19 protein-coding genes, 1 tRNA gene and 1 pseudogene are annotated in these 17,274 nt (G+C 46.6%); 8 read left to right on the top strand and 13 right to left on the bottom strand.

Annotated features, from left to right (window positions below):
* Window positions 1-98: 98 nt before the first annotated feature.
* Window positions 99-353 (top strand): annotated as a pseudogene (locus BMZ28_RS02110) (DDE-type integrase/transposase/recombinase); the annotation flags it as partial.
* A gap of 116 nt (window positions 354-469) precedes the next feature.
* Here BMZ28_RS02110 and BMZ28_RS02105 read toward each other — a convergent pair.
* Window positions 470-545: transfer RNA gene (locus tag BMZ28_RS02105), tRNA-Phe, on the bottom strand.
* 343 nt (window positions 546-888) lie between these two features.
* Here BMZ28_RS02105 and BMZ28_RS02100 point away from each other — a divergent pair.
* Together BMZ28_RS02100 and BMZ28_RS02095 are read left to right on the top strand one after the other, a co-directional pair.
* Window positions 889-1,563: a MarC family NAAT transporter gene (locus BMZ28_RS02100; protein WP_373876080.1), complete on the top strand. Its 675-nt coding sequence runs from the start codon at window positions 889-891 to the stop codon at window positions 1,561-1,563.
* A gap of 209 nt (window positions 1,564-1,772) precedes the next feature.
* Window positions 1,773-2,357, top strand: coding sequence for a DUF2628 domain-containing protein (locus tag BMZ28_RS02095; RefSeq protein ID WP_083399614.1), 585 nt, complete (start codon window positions 1,773-1,775; stop codon window positions 2,355-2,357).
* Window positions 2,358-2,744: 387 nt separating this feature from the next.
* Here BMZ28_RS02095 and BMZ28_RS02090 read toward each other — a convergent pair whose 3' ends face one another.
* The 6 genes from BMZ28_RS02090 to mutY form a co-directional block, all read right to left on the bottom strand.
* On the bottom strand, window positions 2,745-4,163 hold the full coding sequence (locus BMZ28_RS02090) for a sodium:proton antiporter (protein ID WP_047779914.1): 1,419 nt from the start codon (window positions 4,161-4,163) through the stop codon (window positions 2,745-2,747).
* 314 nt (window positions 4,164-4,477) lie between these two features.
* Window positions 4,478-5,203, bottom strand: coding sequence for a nucleoside/nucleotide kinase family protein (locus BMZ28_RS02085; protein WP_074820358.1), 726 nt, complete (start codon window positions 5,201-5,203; stop codon window positions 4,478-4,480).
* An 80-nt stretch (window positions 5,204-5,283) separates the two neighbouring features.
* A complete protein-coding gene (locus BMZ28_RS17420; protein ID WP_169052205.1) occupies window positions 5,284-5,421 on the bottom strand; it encodes a hypothetical protein in 138 nt (45 codons plus the stop codon).
* Window positions 5,422-5,482: 61 nt separating this feature from the next.
* Window positions 5,483-6,568: a membrane-bound lytic murein transglycosylase MltC gene (gene mltC, locus BMZ28_RS02080; protein ID WP_047779916.1), complete on the bottom strand. Its 1,086-nt coding sequence runs from the start codon at window positions 6,566-6,568 to the stop codon at window positions 5,483-5,485.
* Window positions 6,569-6,600: 32 nt separating this feature from the next.
* Window positions 6,601-6,873: an oxidative damage protection protein gene (locus tag BMZ28_RS02075; RefSeq protein WP_047779917.1), complete on the bottom strand. Its 273-nt coding sequence runs from the start codon at window positions 6,871-6,873 to the stop codon at window positions 6,601-6,603.
* Between the two features lie 2 nt (window positions 6,874-6,875).
* Window positions 6,876-7,931, bottom strand: coding sequence for an A/G-specific adenine glycosylase (gene mutY, locus BMZ28_RS02070; RefSeq protein ID WP_169052206.1), 1,056 nt, complete (start codon window positions 7,929-7,931; stop codon window positions 6,876-6,878).
* A 308-nt stretch (window positions 7,932-8,239) separates the two neighbouring features.
* Here mutY and trmB point away from each other — a divergent pair, with 308 nt between their 5' ends.
* From trmB to BMZ28_RS02055, 3 genes are all read left to right on the top strand, one after another.
* Window positions 8,240-8,959, top strand: coding sequence for a tRNA (guanosine(46)-N7)-methyltransferase TrmB (gene trmB, locus BMZ28_RS02065; protein WP_074820353.1), 720 nt, complete (start codon window positions 8,240-8,242; stop codon window positions 8,957-8,959).
* Entirely contained in the window at window positions 8,959-9,291 is a 333-nt protein-coding gene (locus BMZ28_RS02060) for a YggL family protein (RefSeq protein ID WP_047779920.1), read from the top strand. Before trmB ends, BMZ28_RS02060 begins: the two co-directional genes overlap by 1 nt.
* A 438-nt stretch (window positions 9,292-9,729) precedes the next feature.
* Entirely contained in the window at window positions 9,730-10,455 is a 726-nt protein-coding gene (locus BMZ28_RS02055; RefSeq protein ID WP_047779921.1) for a DUF2884 family protein, read from the top strand.
* Window positions 10,456-10,668: 213 nt separating this feature from the next.
* Here the strand turns inward: BMZ28_RS02055 and hemW are convergent, their stop codons facing one another.
* Together hemW and rdgB are read right to left on the bottom strand one after the other, a co-directional pair.
* Complete coding sequence (gene hemW, locus BMZ28_RS02050) at window positions 10,669-11,799, bottom strand: radical SAM family heme chaperone HemW (RefSeq protein WP_074820351.1); 1,131 nt, start codon at window positions 11,797-11,799, stop codon at window positions 10,669-10,671.
* Complete coding sequence (gene rdgB / locus BMZ28_RS02045; protein ID WP_074820350.1) at window positions 11,792-12,385, bottom strand: RdgB/HAM1 family non-canonical purine NTP pyrophosphatase; 594 nt, start codon at window positions 12,383-12,385, stop codon at window positions 11,792-11,794. The genes hemW and rdgB overlap by 8 nt, the downstream gene beginning before the upstream one ends.
* A 327-nt stretch (window positions 12,386-12,712) precedes the next feature.
* On the opposite strand from rdgB, the gene BMZ28_RS02040 reads away from it, so the two are divergent.
* Entirely contained in the window at window positions 12,713-13,525 is an 813-nt protein-coding gene (locus BMZ28_RS02040) for a CDP-diacylglycerol diphosphatase (protein WP_074820348.1), read from the top strand.
* 162 nt (window positions 13,526-13,687) lie between these two features.
* On the opposite strand, the gene yggU is transcribed toward BMZ28_RS02040, so the two are convergent.
* The 4 genes from yggU to BMZ28_RS02020 form a co-directional block, all read right to left on the bottom strand.
* Window positions 13,688-13,990, bottom strand: a complete 303-nt coding sequence (gene yggU / locus BMZ28_RS02035; RefSeq protein ID WP_047779925.1) for a DUF167 family protein YggU — start codon at window positions 13,988-13,990, stop codon at window positions 13,688-13,690.
* Window positions 13,990-14,535 carry a YggT family protein gene (locus BMZ28_RS02030; protein ID WP_074820345.1) on the bottom strand — a complete coding sequence of 182 codons (546 nt, stop codon included), beginning with the start codon at window positions 14,533-14,535 and terminating at the stop codon, window positions 13,990-13,992. The genes yggU and BMZ28_RS02030 overlap by 1 nt, the downstream gene beginning before the upstream one ends.
* 143 nt (window positions 14,536-14,678) lie before the next feature.
* Window positions 14,679-15,497, bottom strand: coding sequence for a pyrroline-5-carboxylate reductase (gene proC, locus BMZ28_RS02025; RefSeq protein ID WP_047779927.1), 819 nt, complete (start codon window positions 15,495-15,497; stop codon window positions 14,679-14,681).
* A gap of 56 nt (window positions 15,498-15,553) precedes the next feature.
* Window positions 15,554-16,255, bottom strand: coding sequence for a YggS family pyridoxal phosphate-dependent enzyme (locus BMZ28_RS02020; protein WP_074820343.1), 702 nt, complete (start codon window positions 16,253-16,255; stop codon window positions 15,554-15,556).
* A 23-nt stretch (window positions 16,256-16,278) separates the two neighbouring features.
* On the opposite strand from BMZ28_RS02020, the gene BMZ28_RS02015 reads away from it, so the two are divergent.
* On the top strand, window positions 16,279-17,271 hold the full coding sequence (locus BMZ28_RS02015) for a type IV pilus twitching motility protein PilT (protein ID WP_074820341.1): 993 nt from the start codon (window positions 16,279-16,281) through the stop codon (window positions 17,269-17,271).
* Window positions 17,272-17,274: the final 3 nt, after the last annotated feature.

The following is a 17,274-nucleotide window of genomic DNA, read 5'->3' as shown; positions in this document are numbered from 1 at the left end:
TGAATTACAATTCTGGTAAATAGTGTCTGTCTCTACTATCGAACTGCTATTTGTTTATTTGAACAATGATGTTCCTTAATTATTTTTCGCTATGTGTACTAACTGAGCCAAATCAAGTTTGGTGTGGTGATGTGACCTATATCTGGACGGGAAAACATTGGACATATTTGGCCGTTATATTGGGTCTGTTTTCACGTAAAGCTGTGGGTTGGGTAATGTCATTCTCTTCAGACTCCGCACTGACAGGAAAAGCCCTGACAATAGCCTGGGAAGCGTGAGGTAAACCTACAGGATTATCATATCACTCGGACCAAGGTAGCCACTATACCAGTAGAGAGTTCAGGCAGTTACTCTAACGATATCAGATAAAATAGAGCAGGAGCCGTCGGGGTAATTGTTAGTTTTGATAGAGTGTGACTGAATTTTGAATAAAAAAATAGACGTCGATTGACGTCTATTTCTCTAAATATGGTGCCCGGACTCGGAATCGAACCAAGGACACGGGGATTTTCAATCCCCTGCTCTACCGACTGAGCTATCCGGGCAGTGGAGCGACATTAAACCGGATTACGCGGTGAAGGTCAAATACTTTAATTCAGTAAGGCTATAAAAGCTGATTAGTTGCTTTTTTTTCAAACAATTCCGCGCAATATATCTAAAAAAATGGCCAAATTTGCCGGCGGATAGAATCTTAATGCGGCGTTAGGCTCAGGTTGCTAATATTAATTCCGTCGCGCTATCTATACTGGCCGCTCGAATGATAACGTCAGGTTAACTTATCCTTTGTATGCCCTGTGTACGGCATCGCGTTGGTTTTAGCCGACAGGTTAATGCTGACGTTTTATTGTTTTATAACTTAATAATAGTGAGCCCATAATAATGGATGCCATTTTGCAAATGTTACACCTGATTGGTCTGGGGCTGGTATTGCTGATTCCTTTGACTAACCCGCTGACATCTGTCGCTCTGTTTCTTAGCCTTAGCGGAGATATGAGCCGGGAAGAGCGGAACAGTCAGGCGATGATGTCCTCGTTTTATGTCTTTTTGATTCTGATTATTTCATTCTTCTGTGGTGAAGTAGTCATGAAGTTATTCGGCATTTCTATTCCCGGTTTGCGTATCGCCGGCGGTCTGATTGTGGCTTATCTTGGTTTTAGAATGCTGTTTCCGCCGCCGAGTGCTCATAAAATTCTGGAACACAAAGAGGGCGAGGGCGCTAAGGTAATCAAACCCGCCACCCAGAATATCGCCTTTGTGCCTATTGCCATGCCGAGTACTGCGGGGCCGGGAACTATCGCTATGGTGATTTCCGCGGCATCAACCTGGCATCAGGTGTTGGACTACAGTGAATGGGTTGTTTATGGCTCGGTGATTGCCACCAGCCTGATATTGGCACTGATATTGTGGATCAGCCTACGTAGCTCCGGAATGATTATGCAGCGCGTTGGCCGAAGCGGTATTGAAGCTATTTCTCGGGTGATGGGCTTTTTACTGGTGTGTATGGGTATCCAATTTATTATTAACGGGGTATTTGAATTGATTAAGACTTACCCCGGTGCTTAATCGTATATCTTCGCTGTTTTGATGCTATTCCTCTAATGATTATCTGTACGCAGAGATAAAAAACTTCAGATATTCAACCACCGTGCTGAGCTTATCAGCACGGTGGTTTTATTGAAAACCCCACCTATGAACGATACTATAAGCCCGATTTTTGCTATCCGGCGATGTGAACGGCAGAGAATAAACTGCGATAAATACGGGAAGATGTCATGGATAAGTGTTCGAAATGTGGAAATATGTCGGTTAATGATAACGGCGAATGCGTGGTATGTGATGAGTCAGCTTCGGTAAATCCTTATGCGGTTTCTGACGTTATTACCGGTACCGCTCAGAGTACGCCAGCCGCGGCAACCAATGAATATTCGAAAATTTTTGTTGGCAGTAAGTATTATTCTTTCTTCCCGCAGGGGCAGGATATTCCTAAAGGCTGGAACTGGGCGGCGTTCTTTCTGGGCGTGTTCTGGTTTATTTATCGCAAAATGTACGGATACGCGGCGATTTACTTGGGACTTGGCTTTTTGCTGACGGTGATTGAATCACTAATGGGAGTATCTGAAGCCATGATGAACGTAACCAGCATCGCTTTGGGGATTGGTGCCGGTATGCTGGCAAATAAGCTCTATAAACAGCATATGGATAAGAAAATTGCCGAAACCCTGGCTGTGGCCAAAGGCGATGATATCGTTCCGGCATTAGCCGCTAAAGGCGGAACCAATCTGGCTGGAGCACTGATTGCGTTTGGTATATTGTTTGTGATTATTATGGTTTCAATGTCGGCGATGGTTGGTTATTGATAGTTGAAATAATCTGCTGATGGTTAGTTAAGTTTAATGACAGCGAAAGTTTCGTCCACTATCAGTACAGAGAATGAATCAACGTGGGTGCACGTGGCCGAGCAGAGGCGCTAAGGCGAGCGCCTCTGCACTCCGCGCCTTCGCCCCTGAATCCAGGCCGCCTTCGGCGACTGCCCTCCTCCTTCGTTCGGGTTAACGCACCGGCGCTGATTCGTTCCAGACGAAGCAGCGCCTCGCCCATCATCCCTGATGGGCGTGCTCCCTCACTCAGTTGTCGGCTGAATTCCAGCGCTCAATAAAAGGGCAACAAATAAAACTAACGTTTGGCACTTTCTTAACCAATTGCCATTGCATGATTTATCTCAGGTTCTTCAACCCCCTCGATAATCAAACCAGAAAGAAAATACCGGTCAAAATTAAGAACAACGGGATTAAAATACCGAATGACCACTTCATATAGCCAAAGAAGCTCGGCATCTTAATGCCGCTTTGGGTGGCGATGCTCTTCACCATAAAGTTTGGTGCATTACCAATATAGGTCAGCGCGCCCATAAACACGGAACCCATAGAGATAGCCAGTAAAGTCTGTTGAAGTGGGCCCATCAGCGTCGCTGCATCACCGGCAGCTAGGTTAAAGAACACCAGATAGGTTGGTGCATTGTCTAAGAAGCCAGATAGCGCGCCAGACAGCCAGAAATACATGGCGTTAATCGGTGCCCCTTGCGAGTCAGACACCATCGCGACTAAGCCCGCCATATGGCCTTCCTGACCGGCACGCAGTATTGCCAATACCGGGCCTATGGTAATAAAGATACCGGCAAATAATTTACCCACTTCCAGAATCGGCTCCCAGTTAAACTGGTTGGCAGAGCGAATCTGCTTCGCGGTAAACAGCATAGAGAGACCGGCGATGACCAACAGTAGAACATCGCGGCTAATATCCTGTAGCCCCATATGAACGCCGAGTAGAGTGATCTCGATACCGGGTTTCCAGAAGCCGGAGAGTAATACGCTGCCAACGATGGCTAATAGCAGAATAAAATTAAATTTACCGTATAGACGTAATTTTGAGTCAGGTGTTGGATCCCGTGGTTCAAGTTCATCTTCACGTTTGTAGTAATAGCTATCGACCAGATAGAACAGCACCAGTAATACCGCCGTACAGATAAATACCGGTAATAGCATATGCTGAGCAGTCCAGAAGAAGTCTACTCCCTTCAAAAAGCCGATAAACAGCGGTGGATCGCCGAGAGGTGTCAGGCCGCCGCCAATATTGGCCACCAGAAAGATAAAGAAAATAATGACGTGAACCCGATGTTTGCGATTATCGTTGGCGCGAATTAGCGGACGGATTAACAGCATCGCAGCGCCGGTGGTTCCCATCAGTGAGGCTAATACCGCGCCAATAGCCAACAGGGCGGTATTCAGCTTGGGTGAACCGTGCAGGTTACCTTTGACCAAAATGCCGCCTGAAACGGTAAATAGCGACAGTAATAGAATAATAAATGGGATGTATTCCGCCAGCATGGCATGGGAAACCAAACCTACGCTGAGATCCATACCAAAGGTCATGGTAAATGGAATCAGAAACAGTACCGACCAGAGTGCGGTAATTTTGCCAAAGTGATGATGCCAAATGGTTGGGATAATTAACGGGCAAAGAGCGATAGAGAGCAAAATGCCGACAAACGGAATTCCCCAAGCCAGACTAAGCGTTGAACCATCAATATCTGCGGCGAACCCAACAACCGGGGTTAAGAGGCCAAAGAAGAGACATAATAATTTTAATAATGACTGATGAGACATCAGGTTACTCCAATAGCGGATGGGGTAAGTAGACACGTTGCGGTATTTGAGCAAAAACTTAGCCTGCCTGTCAAAGAGAGTGCGGGGGTTAATCTGGTTCATTGGAGAATATACTGCGTTTGAAGTGAAGAACCATGACACATATGACTTATTTTAGCGAACGCTCTGTGAGTTTTTTGGTGATTTCAATTGATAGTAGAGACTTAACCTTGTATCTGGCGTGCTATATTCAGGCTATTTCAATGTTTTATCATGGCTCCCGAACAAGCCGGGAGCCATATTTTAGTTGTTCGGTCAGAGCCAAATGATCGTCTTTACAGGGTGCTATGGCTGCCCACTGGACGATATGAACCATCTTCCAGCATCATTAAGGTTAAATCAGCGCGCTGACTGTTGGCCAAAACCCGTTTTACATTCAAACTGTCGGAGTTTTCAAAGAAGTTTTCTGCATCAGCATGGCGCAATCCGCCCTTCATTTTGCGATTAATCAGGCGCTGCTTCAGGTTTTCAATTGGACTACCGATAAAAATGCTGTAATCACAATAATGTATCAGCTCTTGCCATCCCGGTTCTTTGAGTAGTAACCAATTACCTTCTACCACCACAATGGGAGCGGTGACCTGAATAGCATTTTGAATGGGGTCGTGCAGGTTACGATCGTAACTAGGCCAGCAGGGTTCCGGCTGATTTAACTGTTTTAAATAGTCCTTCAGCAGCCCCAGATCGTAAGTGTCCGGAGCGCCTTTTCTGGCGCGTAGATTATGTTCATCCAGATAGCTGTTATAGTGGTGAAAGCCATCCATGGGCAGTCCCTGAAGGTTCTGCAACTCGATATGCTGATGGGATAAGGTTTGCCAGAAGCAGGTCAGGGTTGATTTACCAATACCGGGAGGCGCAGCCAGAAAGACAATCAAGCGCCGTTTTTTTTGCTGTTGTAATGCGGTTAATTTGCGCAGTAGCGGCAGGTGTAGTTCGCGTATATCTTGGTCTGGAAATGAGGCGATATAGCTGAGTCCATTAACATTCAATTCCACATTCATCGACAAGCTCCTTGAATAACGCTATCAACCTGAGCGAATAGCATTATTTTTGTCATTGAATTTTTGTCATTAAAACATGATTAATCCTGACTGTTTTGCTGGTTATCTTGCTGCTTGCGTAGCGCGGTAGCTTTGTCACGCTGGCGCTTTTGCCAGAAGATAACAATGCCAACGGCGACTGCAATGCCGATAATTTGAGGTAAGCTGATGCCACCCATAGCGATATTCCTTAATTGTTGGGTTTCAGGCCACCGTTTGTCAGTGGCCTGAAGATTGGTGTTAGCGTCGGTAATTCTTCTGTGCGGTATTCACTTTATACAGATAGTTACGCGATTCCGCCGACGGATGCTTAGTGGTCAAGGTTTGGTACACATCCCCCGGTGACATACGGTTAATCACATCCGGCGCTTTATTACGATCGCTGGAGAACACCTTTAATACGCTGCCCGCACCGCCGTTATAGGCGGTAATAACCGCATAACGACGTGAGGTTGGGTTAGTAATGGCACCCAAATAGTTGTTCTGCAAAATAGCCAGATAAGCGGTACCGGTGTCGATATTGCTTTCTGGGTCGAACAGATAATTACGGCTTGGGTTGCCTGATTTACCCTGCATTTTAAAGACGTCTTGACCGGCGGTATGCTGTACTACCTGCATCAGACCCAGCGCATCTGAACGGCTGACGGCGTATGGGTTAAAGCTGGATTCGGTTTGCATAATCGCCAAAATCAGTGATTCTTCCACTTTGTATTTTTGCGATGCTTTACGTACATAAGACAGATACTTATGCGCACGCTTATCCAAGTGGTTTGGCACCAGTGGGATATTCACCGACCAGATCACACGGAGGCCAACGGTGCGTTTTTGCAGTTTGGTCTGTAACAGATAATCGGCAAAGTGGGAGGCACGCCATTGCCAACGAATGGTATTCCCGTCCTGATCTAACACCTGACCGTACAGAAACGGCTCTTTGCTGATTTGGATGTCGTTTACGTCAGAGTAGAGGTCGGTAGTTTGTGGATCTTCACCCATCAACAGGGTGGCAATAATCGTTTGGCGCAGACTCCCAACAGGATCTTCCGGAGACAGCGTTTCCACGGTAATCGTACCGGCATCAAAGTTGATATGGCTGCGGGTGCGGTACTGATCGGTGTATTTCACATAGTCTTTTGGACCGGCGATCAGGACTTCACTCATGCCCCAGATATTCTCTACGTTGTGGGCAAACTGCCCCATCAGAATATCGAAGGCATTGGTATCTTTAATATATTGGTCGGTGTTAACCTTGGGTTTCTTACCACCGCAGGAAAACAGTAAAGGCGTTACCAGCAGTAACGCACAGATTTTTTTAAAGTTAATGATCATTTTTCTGATGGTGCACTATTTAAAAATAAAGATTATTGGCTAGGTGGCGTATATCCATCAATTTGGACGTCTTTGCCTTCGAACAGAAAATTGGTCATCTCTTGTTCAAGGAGCTTGCGATGCTCCGGATCCATCATATTCAATTTTTTCTCATTGATAAGCATAGTCTGTTTTGTCATCCACTGTGACCATGCTTCTTTAGATATTTCATTGAAAATGCGTTTGCCTAGGTCACCGGGATAAAGCTGGAAGTCTTGCCCTTCGGCTTCTTTTTGCAGGTAACGACAGAAAATGGTTCTGCTCATGCTTAATCCTCGTGTTCATTTCTAAGCTGATTGAGTAATCGTTCAACGGGCGTTGCCAAACCAACGGAGGGTGGCTGCGCCAGGTTATACCAGAGGCCGTTGGGTTGATCCAAACAGCGCTTATCCGGGATAGCGTCGAGTAACATCGGGATAATATCCAGATGGAAGTGGCTAAAAGTATGACGAAAAGCGATCTGCTGCTTTAAATTTTTAGCCGACATGCCGCGCTGTTCCAGCCATTGCGACATGGTAGCCTCATCACTGAATTGTGGAAAACAGTAAAGGCCGCCCCAGAGTCCGACATCCGGTCGTTGTTCCAGCCAGACTTTATCATTGTTCTTGAGTAACAGGAACCACGCGTTTCTTTCTGGGATTTGCTGTTTCGGTTTTTTACCCGGATAAGCTGACCAGCTTTGGTTGGCATAGGCAATACAGCCGTTGTTTAACGGGCAGAGCTCGCATTTCGGCTTGGAACGAGTACAGACCATCGCGCCTAAGTCCATCATCGCCTGATTAAACTGGGCAACGCCTTGGGCTGGTGTGACTTCGCTACTGAGATCCCACAGGCGTTTTTCAACCTCTTTTTTACCCGGCCAGCCTTCAACGGCATAACAGCGAGCAATGACCCGTTTTACGTTACCGTCAAGAATAGGGTAGTGCTGATTAAGGGATAGCGAGAGGATAGCACCGGCGGTAGAACGCCCAATACCCGGTAGGTCGAAAACCGTGTCGAAATCTGTGGGGAAAATACCGCCATGTTCTTGAGCGATTTTTTTGGCGGCTTTATGCAGGTTACGTGCTCTGGCGTAATAGCCTAGTCCTGTCCAGAGATGTAACACCTCATCGGTTGGCGCAGCGGCCAGCGAATTAATATCGGGAAATTTAGCAATAAAACGCTGAAAATAGGGAATAACGGTAGCAACTTGAGTTTGTTGCAACATCACCTCGGATAACCAGACATGATACGGCGTTTTTTCAATTTGCCAGGGAAGGGTTTTTCGACCGTATTGTTGGTACCAGTTCAAAACTGCCTGTGCAAATGGTTTCGCTTGCATCATATAAGTGTGATGTTTCCCGGATAGAAAATAATATGGGGGTGATTCCAGCACAGACGACCGCCAGAGTAAACCGTAACTTGAGATAATGATTTATCTTTACCTGATTAGAGTAATAAATAGTGAGCTTAGAGTGATTGCTCATCAGGGATTGTTTAAGGATTTGTCTAATATAAGGTATTATGCCGGTTTGAATTTGTATACCCGTCATACTTCACGTTGCAGGGGACTCTTGGCTGTCTGACCGCTACTTGAATTATTTGGGCTATATAGTGCGTAATTAACTGCGATCGACATAAAACAGAATTTCTATGATTAATGATGTGATTTCTCCCGAGTTTGATGAGAATGGGCGCGCATTACGCCGCGTTCGGAGCTTTGTTCGCCGTCAGGGGCGGTTAACCAAAGGGCAGCAGTTTGCTCTGGATAACTACTGGCCGGTTATGGGGGTTGAGTTTCAGCCAGAACCGTTGGATTTATCGGCATTATTTGGTCGTAGCGCTCCAATTACGTTGGAAATTGGCTTCGGTATGGGGATGTCGTTGGTCAAAATGGCTGAGGATAATCCGACTCAGGATTTTCTGGGGATTGAAGTGCATAGCCCCGGTGTTGGTGCTTGCCTGTCATCCGCTCACGAAGCTGATGTGGCGAATTTACGGGTGATGTGTCACGATGCGGTGGAAGTGTTGGACAAGATGATCCCTGATGCTTCTCTGGATATGGTTCAGCTATTTTTCCCCGATCCATGGCATAAAGCGCGCCATCATAAGCGCCGTATCTTGCAAGCTCCGTTCGCGATGGAGATTCTGAAAAAATTGAAGGTAGGTGGGGTTTTCCATATGGCTACCGACTGGGAAAATTATGCCGAGCATATGTTAGAGGTGATGAACGCGATTTCCGCGTATCGTAACCTGTCTGTTGATGGTACTTATGTGCCGCGTCCTGATTCTCGTCCGCTCACCAAGTTTGAGTTGCGCGGTCAACGTTTGGGGCATGGTGTTTGGGATTTGATGTTTGAGAGGATTGAATAATGGCACACCAACGTAGTCGTCGTTTACGTAAAAAAATGCGGATTGATGAGTTTCAGGAAATTGGATTTTTAGTTAATTGGGCGTTTCCTGAAGGAACGCCGGTTGAGAAAATTGATGAAACGATCGATCGTTTTATCGATGAAGTCTTTGAGACTCATGGGCTGTCCTTTGAAGGTGGTGGTTACCTACAGTGGGATGGTTTGGTTTGCCTACAGAAAATCGGTAAATGTACTGAAGAACATCGCGGTATTGTGAGTAACTGGCTGGAAGATAAAGGTATGCTGAATGTAAAAGTCAGCGAGCTGATGGATATTAATTATTACGACGAATAATTTTTGATCTTGACCTTTAAACTTAGCGTACGAATGTTGCCTCAGTTTAGACGAAGATAGCATGAGCAGCATGGATGCTGTGAAAGGCCTAGCGCCGTCTGGAACGGCGCTAGGCCGGTACGTTAAGCCTTCGTCTGGACTGAGGTTGCCGGCGCGTAGCGCCGGTCAACAGTCGTCAGCGCAAGGCGGGGGTTGTAAAGGGTGTTCGCCGTTAACACCCCTTACTCGCCGCTACACAGGTGTTGATTTAGTCTCAATATTGTTAGCGGACGAAATCTACAATTAAGCTAATTTAATCACCAATCAGTTCTTTTCATTGTCTGCAATTCATATTGAACGCCCACCTGACATTACTGTCTATACTCAGGTGCGTTCAGCGAAGGCGAAGGCCGAAGACGGTCAATAGAACCATTTCGCGTCAATTATTGAGGAATAGTTATGTTACGAAAAACCGGCGCAGCGTTGTTGCTGTTGATGGCTTGTCAGGCTCAAGCGGCTTATCAGTGTAATGTTAAACCGCAGGATGACGTTTTTATTAATCAGCAAACGGTTAAAGTTGTCGGCGCCAGCGGAGAATTGGTGATCGCTAAAAATGGTGATGTTACCCGTAATGGCAAAGCGTTAGCGCTTTCTGATGCCGCGCGTAACCAGGCCGTGACTTATCAACAAAGTTTACGCGGTGATTTGCCTTATATTAATGATGGTGTTCGCTCCCGTTTGAAGACGGCTCAGGGCGCGCTTGACGGTATTATTGTTAAACAGCTGGGTACGGAAAGTAATGTCCGTAAGCGTTTGGTTACGCTGTCTTCCGATCTGACCAAAGAAATGGAAAAAGTGCTGGAGCCGCGCGCCGAAGGCATCGCGTTCCATCATCAGGCCGTTGCTCAGGTGGAAACTAATGGCCGTACTATTCTGCAAAATACATTAGGTGGCGTGCTTCAGGACAGTATTAATGAACTGGGCATACAACAGGTGGCTAAAGCAGGAAAATCCAGTAATCCATTACAGGCAGTTTTAGGCAGTTTAGGCGGCTTACAGCAGCAGATTCAGGACGAATGGAAGAAGCAGGAAAAAGATTTTGACCAGTTTGGTAAAGAAGCCTGTGGTCGAGTCGTTAAACTGGAACAGCAGCGTGTTGATTTATTAAGAGTATTACCTCAGTAAGTTTGTCGGGATGACGGTATTAATATGGTGATATGTTTTTATCGGTCGCCTTTCCGTCATTCCGGTGAAAACCGGAATCTAGCTTAATCGCAGCGCTTGGCTTTAGGGTGAGATGATTCGTTTCACTCACCCTTCGAGCTATTTACTATGTGAATGTTTGCTTCGCCTATGGTTACGCGTTCCAGATTTTGCACGGATGACAGTAACATTAGGCTACAAAAATAACTCCAACAGCGAGTTCAGAAATAATTTCCCTTTCTCGGTAATTTGCCACTCTTCAGCGGTTTCTGTCAGGTAACCTTGTTCCAGCGCGCTATCGATCTTGTCGCGGATAAGGCTTTCATCTAAACCCGTGAAGTTAACAAAATCAGCCCTGGGTGTGGCTTCAAGCAGGCGGAAGCGGTTCATAAAGAACTCAAAAGGGCGCTCATCTGTTTCAACGTTATGTTGCTTATCTAAATAATTACCGGTCATGTAACCGCGCGGATGTCGGGTTTTAACCGTTCTTAGAATGCGTCCGTCAGTAAAGCTTAACTTGCCGTGGGCACCGCAACCGATCCCCAGATAATCGCCGAAACGCCAGTAGTTCAGGTTATGTTGACATTGATAACCCGGTTTAGCGTAGGCGGAAGTTTCATACTGCTGATATCCTGCGGTACTCAGTAACTGGTGACCATGCTGGTAGATATCCCATAAAGCATCATCATCCGGCAGTACCGGCGGGCGCGAACCAAACAGGGTATTGGGCTCAATGGTGAGTTGATACCATGAAAGATGAGGCGGGTTCAGTTCAATGGCCTGACGCAGATCGTCAAGAGCCTGCTCCAGCGTCTGATCCGGTAAACCATGCATTAGATCGAGATTAAAACTGCGTAATCCCAACTCTTGCGCTAACCGAGCGGCGCGTTTAGCTTCCTGCGGGCCGTGTATGCGGCCCAGACGCTCAAGCTTAGCCTGATTGAAGCTCTGTACCCCAATTGAGATGCGGTTAACCCCGGCTTGCTGATAAGCGTTAAAGCGATCGGCTTCAACGGTGCCCGGATTGGCTTCCATGGTGATTTCTGCCTGCGCATCTACCGGTAGTCGCTCGCGTACACCGTCCAGCAGTTTCTGCATTGCTTCAGCGCTGAGCAAACTTGGTGTGCCACCGCCGATAAAAATGGTACTGATGGAGCGACCACTGGTGAGTTGGATATCGTTATCCAAATCGTTCAGCAAATGATTTACATAATCACTATCCGGTACTTCACCCTTCAATGCGTGAGAATTAAAGTCACAGTACGGGCATTTCTGCACGCACCAAGGGATGTGGATATAGAGGCTTAACGGTGGCAGCTTAAGCATTGCGTAGCGTATCCAGTAACATACTCAGAGCCTGACCTCGGTGGGATATTTTGCTTTTATGCTCACGGCTTAATTCTGCGGCAGTGCATTCCAACTCTGGCAGGTAGAATACCGGGTCATAACCGAACCCGCCGTCGCCGCTTGGCTCAAACAGGACCTCTCCAGGCCAACTGGCGTGAAAGACCAGTGGGATTGGGTCGTTAGCGTGGCGCATATAAACCAGTACGCAGTGGAACTGGGCTTGGCGTTGGTCAGCCGGGACATCTTTTAACGTTTCCAGCAGTTTTTCCAGATTAGCTTTATCGCTGGCATCTAAGCCGGCATAGCGGGCAGAGTAAATACCGGGAGCGCCGCCTAAGGCATCTACCGCAATGCCCGAATCATCAGCAATAGCCGGTAAGCCGGTAACCTGAGCGGTGTGGCGGGCTTTGATAATGGCATTTTCTATAAAGGTTAATCCGGTTTCTTCGGCGGAATCAACGCCAAGATCGGTCTGGGCAATCACCTCAAAACCAAAATCGCCTAAAAGATTTGCCAGTTCGCGAACTTTACCGGGATTACCGGTTGCCAGAACGAGTTTCTGCATAGTGGAGTCCACCTTTATTGAGACCTTTATCGAGAGTTGAGCTGAGGATGATACTAAATGCTCAGACTTACTGCTGATGCATTCACTTTTAATGCCGCATAGCATAACTCAAACATAGGCTGGCTGATGAGTGAAAATGGTATAAAGTGACTTTTTTATTGCACAGGTATGGGGGACAATCAATATGATGGCTTAATTGAGTTATTCCATCATATTGATTTATATTAAAAATAATACTATTGGTATATTTTTCCAAACTCTAACGTGTTGTTCCAAATGTGTTATAATCTGACGGTATAATGGTCATATTAGTGATTGAAAATATAAATGAAAAACAACAAGCGACTGTTGAAATTATTTAAATGGTTGACGGCTATTTTCATCGTCGCTGTAGTTATTTTAGCGGCTTGGTGGGGATGGGTTCGCAGTCATTCAGATAGCTTGTGGAAAATCATCAGCCAGCAGTGCATTCCTCAGCAGCAAATGAAGCAATCTCAGGTTTCTTCTTGTATGGATGTGATCCTGACGCCGGATGTCGCCAAAGGATACGTTATTTTCAAGGATCGAAATGGCCCTTTGCATTTTTTGTTAATTCCGGCCACTAAAGTTAGCGGTATTGAAGATAAACGTTTACTGCAACCTGATACGACTGACTATTTCAGTAAGGCTTGGGATTCTCGGGACTACCTTGCTCGACAAGCGGGTCAACCGATACCGCGTAATATGGTGGCTTTGACGATTAATTCGGCCTATGGGCGTAGTCAGGAACAGCTCCATATTCATATCTCTTGCATTAAACCAGAGATTAAAGCGCTGTTGGATAACCAAATGGATAAGTTCAGCGAAAAGTGGACCAAGGTGGAGTATGGCATTAACAATCATGATTATATCGCCCGTACGTTAACGGAACTTCAATTCCGGCAGATGAGCCTGTTTCAACGGTTGGCTGCTGAGGTACCCGATGCGGCAGAGAATATGGCTAAATACGGTATTGCGCTGGTGCCCTTTACCAATAAAGCCAATACGTCGATGTATTTAATGCTGGCAAACCGGCTGGATATATTGGGGCTGAATCTAGGTTATACCGGAGATATTCAGGACTATCATTGTGATTTACTGAAGACATCACAGATATTTTAATTTAATCGGTGAAACGGTCTGGGTAATCACCTTATTTTAGGCTGGATACTCGTTCTGGAGCCGATGCGCTCTGTCGCTGAAGTGAATACCTAACAAAACTCGGTAGTGATATGTCTTCCGTATCGATGAGCATGTACTTAAATGCTGATGTGAAGATCGCTGCTACTCGTGGGAAGACGGCAGTAAATTCTGTATTTCTGGTGGGATTTGTTGGGGATGATTGATTTTCACCTGCTTATGCCTACCGAGCTCACCTTTCTCAATATCCACCATGCCTTTAGCGACCCGGAACTGCTTAGCCAGAAACTTGATAAGATGGGCGTTAGCCTGACCGTCAACCGGTGGAGCGGTGATGGCGACTTTTAACTCTTCACCGTGTAAACCAACAATTTGATCGCGGCTGGCCTTAGGCTGAATATAAAGCCGGAGCACAATGGCATCCGGCTGTTGTTCAACTGCGCTCATTATAAGATCAGCGCCAGAATATCGGACTTCAGATAGTTTAATCCGTACAGGACCATAATCAGGATCATCGGTGACAGATCGATACCACCCATTGACGGCAGTAAGCGGCGAATTGGATATAACAAGGGTTCGGTTAACTGAATGAGTAACTGATCCACCGGATTACGTCCCTGGCTGATCCAGCTCATCAACGCACGAATAATAATCACCCAGAATACCAATTTTCCTGCCATGGTTAGTAATTCCAGCAGTGACAGCGGCAAATAAACCGGGAAGAACAATAACACTTGATTGAGTATCCATAAGCCAAGTACATACTTCAGCAGGATCAGGATATAGGCGATCAGGACTGAAGCGGTATCAATAGGGCCAATGGATGGAATCACTCGGCGTAGTGGACCCACTATCGGTTGGGTGATTTTCACAACAAACTGTGAGAATGGGTTATAAAAATCGGCTTTTGCCCATTGCATCCAGACTCGTAGCAGCAGTACTGACACATAAAGATCGAGCACAGTCACAATAAGATAAGATAAAAAACTCATATTTAACCCTTTGGCTATGTCTGATTGAGTCACTCAACCAGCTCTGAATCTGATAAATGGTACAGCGCTATATTTGGTGGCTAGCATATAGTAATTCAAGGAAAAATGGCAATGAACCCGCGAATTCATTGCCTGAGCGCATATTAAAGGGATTTTTCCATTTCAACGGCGCGTTTGCTGGCAGCCTGCATCGCGGAGGCGACGATTTCAGGCAGGCCATTTTCGTTGAATACCCGTAATGCTTCTGCGGTTGTCCCTCCTTTGGAAGTCACCTGCTGACGTAGCGTAGCAATATCTAACTGGGGATTGTTGACTACCATTTGCGCTGCTCCTAAGGCGGTTTGTTGAACTAACAACCGCGCTTGCTCAGAGGTAAAGCCCAGACGCTCTGCTTCTTGTTGCATGGATTCCATAAACAGGAAGAAGTAGGCTGGCGCACTGCCGGCGGCGGCGATAATGTTGTTTATGCCGCTTTCCTGTTCCACCCAGCAGATTTCCCCCACGGATTGCATCAGTTGTTCTGTGAACTGACGATCCGGCATGGAAACCTGAGCCGGTGCGTACAGGCCACTCATTCCTAAACCGATCAGGGAAGGTGTATTAGGCATGATGCGGATAAGATCGACTTTACCGAGGAGTTGATAGAAGCGTTCTACGCTGATGCCGGCGGCGATGGACAAAATAAGCTTGCCATTTAGATCCACCTGTTGATGAATTTGCTCACAGACTTCCGCCATCATTTGCGGCTTTACCGCTAATACCACTACATCGGCCTGACGAACGCTGGCGATATTGTCGTTACTGCAGTTGATGCCGTATTGGTTATGCAGCGGGCCATCCTGCTTCATGGAAGGGGATGTCGCGGTAATCAACTGAGCAGGATAACCGTTGTTGACTAAACCGGAGATAATCGCTTTGGCCATATTGCCAGCACCAATAAACGCAATGTTACGATGTTGCATGATAAGTCTCTCTTTATTCGTTTTCACACGGATAACCAATGAATCATTCCCGCGAATTAAGCGTAATCACGTGCACCGAAAATAGCGGTGCCAATGCGCACCATGGTGCTACCGGCTCGAATGGCATTAGCCATATCATCGGTCATGCCCATCGATAAGGTATCTATTTGTGGGTGCTCGGACTTCAACTGGTTAAATGCTTGGGTCATTTGCTGAAATACCGCCAATTGATGCGCAGGATCCGGTTCAGGTGCCGGAATAGTCATTAATCCTCTAAATACCAGATTAGGTAACTGGCTAATTTGCTGTGCCAGTTGAGGAAGTTCTGTTAGCGAAATGCCGGACTTGCTTTGTTCATCGCTGATATTAATTTGAATCAGCACGTTTAATGGCGGCATATCAGCCGGTCGCTGTTCGTTTAACCGATGAGCGATTTTTTCCCGATCCAGAGTATGCATCCAATGGAAGTGTTCGGCGACTAAACGGCTTTTATTTGATTGTAAAGGGCCGATAAAGTGCCATTCCAACTGGTTGGCAAAAGGTGTGGTATTGAAATGCGCAATTTTATCGACGCCTTCCTGTACATAGTTTTCGCCAAATTGTCGTTGTCCGGCGTCAATCGCTTCCTGAATCGCCGCTACAGGTTTGGTTTTGCTAACTGCAAGTAGCTGAACTTCTTCTGGAGAACGATCGCATTGTTGTGCTGCGACGGCAATTTTCTGCCTAACCGCGGCAAGATTCTGTTGGATAGTCGTCATAAGTCTATTCAGGGAACCCGTTTATGAATCTATGTGAATTAATTGCCTATAGTGTAAAGCAAAATGCCTCCGATCTGCATCTTTCCGCCGGGCATTTAGCCGTATTGAGAGTAAATGGTGATTTACAACATTGTGGCGCTAGTTTGTTGCCGAATGAATCGTTGTCAGAGCAGCTTTTGGCGATGTTGAATGACGAACAGCGGCAGATATTCCAACAAGATGGTCAACTGGATTGCGCTATGGTGGTGAATGGCACGCGTTTAAGGGCGAATATTTTCAGCCAGCGGTCTGGGATATCCGCCGCCTTGCGTTTTATCCGTTCGGAAATTCCAAGACCTGAAGCGCTACGAATACCCCCGGCGTTAATTGAGCTGTTGAGCCGTCGTCATGGTTTGATTATTGTGGCCGGGGCGACGGGAAGTGGGAAATCGACGTCGCTGGCGGCATTAATTGCTGAGATCAATCACCACCAATCTCGCCATATTATTACGTTGGAGGATCCCATTGAGTTTATTCACCATAGTGTGCAAAGCCTGATTCAACAGCGAGAGATAGGGATTCACGTTAATTCATTCTCTCTGGGGCTGCATGCGGCGTTGCGTCAGGATCCAGATATTATCTTGCTCGGTGAACTGCGTGATGCCGAAGTCATACGGTTGGCGTTAACGGCGACGGAAACCGGGCATCTGGTATTTGCCACGTTGCATACCGGCTCAGCAATACAGTCCGTTGAGCGAATCCTGGATGTATTTCCGGCGGAAGAGAAACAGTTTGTTGCCAGCCAACTGGCCGCCAGCTTGCGCGCGGTTGTTTGCCAGCAGCTTCTTCCTTGCCGTCAGGGAGGGCGAGTTGCCGCATTCGAAGTTCTGATAAATACGCCAGCGGTCAGCAATATGATTCGCGAGGGAAAAGGTCACCAACTACAAACGTTATTGCAGACCGGAATGGCTACAGGTATGCAAACTATGGAACAAAATCGAGCTAAGTTGGTATCTGAAGGCGTTATTGAGGGGTAGCTG

Source organism: Pragia fontium DSM 5563 = ATCC 49100, assembly GCF_900112475.1.
Lineage (GTDB): Bacteria > Pseudomonadota > Gammaproteobacteria > Enterobacterales > Enterobacteriaceae > Pragia > Pragia fontium.
Note: the sequence above shows the minus strand (reverse complement) of the source record. Positions and strands in the feature narration are given on the sequence as shown.

Excerpts from the sequence above, each read along its gene's own strand:
- proC (WP_047779927.1), bottom strand. The coding sequence starts at position 15,497 with ATGCAACATCGTAACATTGCGTTTATTGGTGCTGGCAATATGGCCAAA.
- hemW (WP_074820351.1), bottom strand. The coding sequence starts at position 11,799 with ATGCTTAAGCTGCCACCGTTAAGCCTCTATATCCACATCCCTTGGTGC.
- yggU (WP_047779925.1), bottom strand. The coding sequence starts at position 13,990 with ATGAGCGCAGTTGAACAACAGCCGGATGCCATTGTGCTCCGGCTTTAT.
- trmB (WP_074820353.1), top strand. The coding sequence starts at position 8,240 with ATGATTAATGATGTGATTTCTCCCGAGTTTGATGAGAATGGGCGCGCA.
- mltC (WP_047779916.1), bottom strand. The coding sequence starts at position 6,568 with ATGATCATTAACTTTAAAAAAATCTGTGCGTTACTGCTGGTAACGCCT.
- BMZ28_RS02075 (WP_047779917.1), bottom strand. The coding sequence starts at position 6,873 with ATGAGCAGAACCATTTTCTGTCGTTACCTGCAAAAAGAAGCCGAAGGG.
- mutY (WP_169052206.1), bottom strand. The coding sequence starts at position 7,931 with ATGATGCAAGCGAAACCATTTGCACAGGCAGTTTTGAACTGGTACCAA.
- BMZ28_RS02040 (WP_074820348.1), top strand. The coding sequence starts at position 12,713 with ATGAAAAACAACAAGCGACTGTTGAAATTATTTAAATGGTTGACGGCT.
- BMZ28_RS02055 (WP_047779921.1), top strand. The coding sequence starts at position 9,730 with ATGTTACGAAAAACCGGCGCAGCGTTGTTGCTGTTGATGGCTTGTCAG.
- BMZ28_RS02030 (WP_074820345.1), bottom strand. The coding sequence starts at position 14,535 with ATGAGTTTTTTATCTTATCTTATTGTGACTGTGCTCGATCTTTATGTG.
- BMZ28_RS02090 (WP_047779914.1), bottom strand. The coding sequence starts at position 4,163 with ATGTCTCATCAGTCATTATTAAAATTATTATGTCTCTTCTTTGGCCTC.
- rdgB (WP_074820350.1), bottom strand. The coding sequence starts at position 12,385 with ATGCAGAAACTCGTTCTGGCAACCGGTAATCCCGGTAAAGTTCGCGAA.
- BMZ28_RS17420 (WP_169052205.1), bottom strand. The coding sequence starts at position 5,421 with ATGGGTGGCATCAGCTTACCTCAAATTATCGGCATTGCAGTCGCCGTT.
- BMZ28_RS02060 (WP_047779920.1), top strand. The coding sequence starts at position 8,959 with ATGGCACACCAACGTAGTCGTCGTTTACGTAAAAAAATGCGGATTGAT.
- BMZ28_RS02085 (WP_074820358.1), bottom strand. The coding sequence starts at position 5,203 with ATGAATGTGGAATTGAATGTTAATGGACTCAGCTATATCGCCTCATTT.
- BMZ28_RS02095 (WP_083399614.1), top strand. The coding sequence starts at position 1,773 with ATGGATAAGTGTTCGAAATGTGGAAATATGTCGGTTAATGATAACGGC.
- BMZ28_RS02020 (WP_074820343.1), bottom strand. The coding sequence starts at position 16,255 with ATGACGACTATCCAACAGAATCTTGCCGCGGTTAGGCAGAAAATTGCC.
- BMZ28_RS02015 (WP_074820341.1), top strand. The coding sequence starts at position 16,279 with ATGAATCTATGTGAATTAATTGCCTATAGTGTAAAGCAAAATGCCTCC.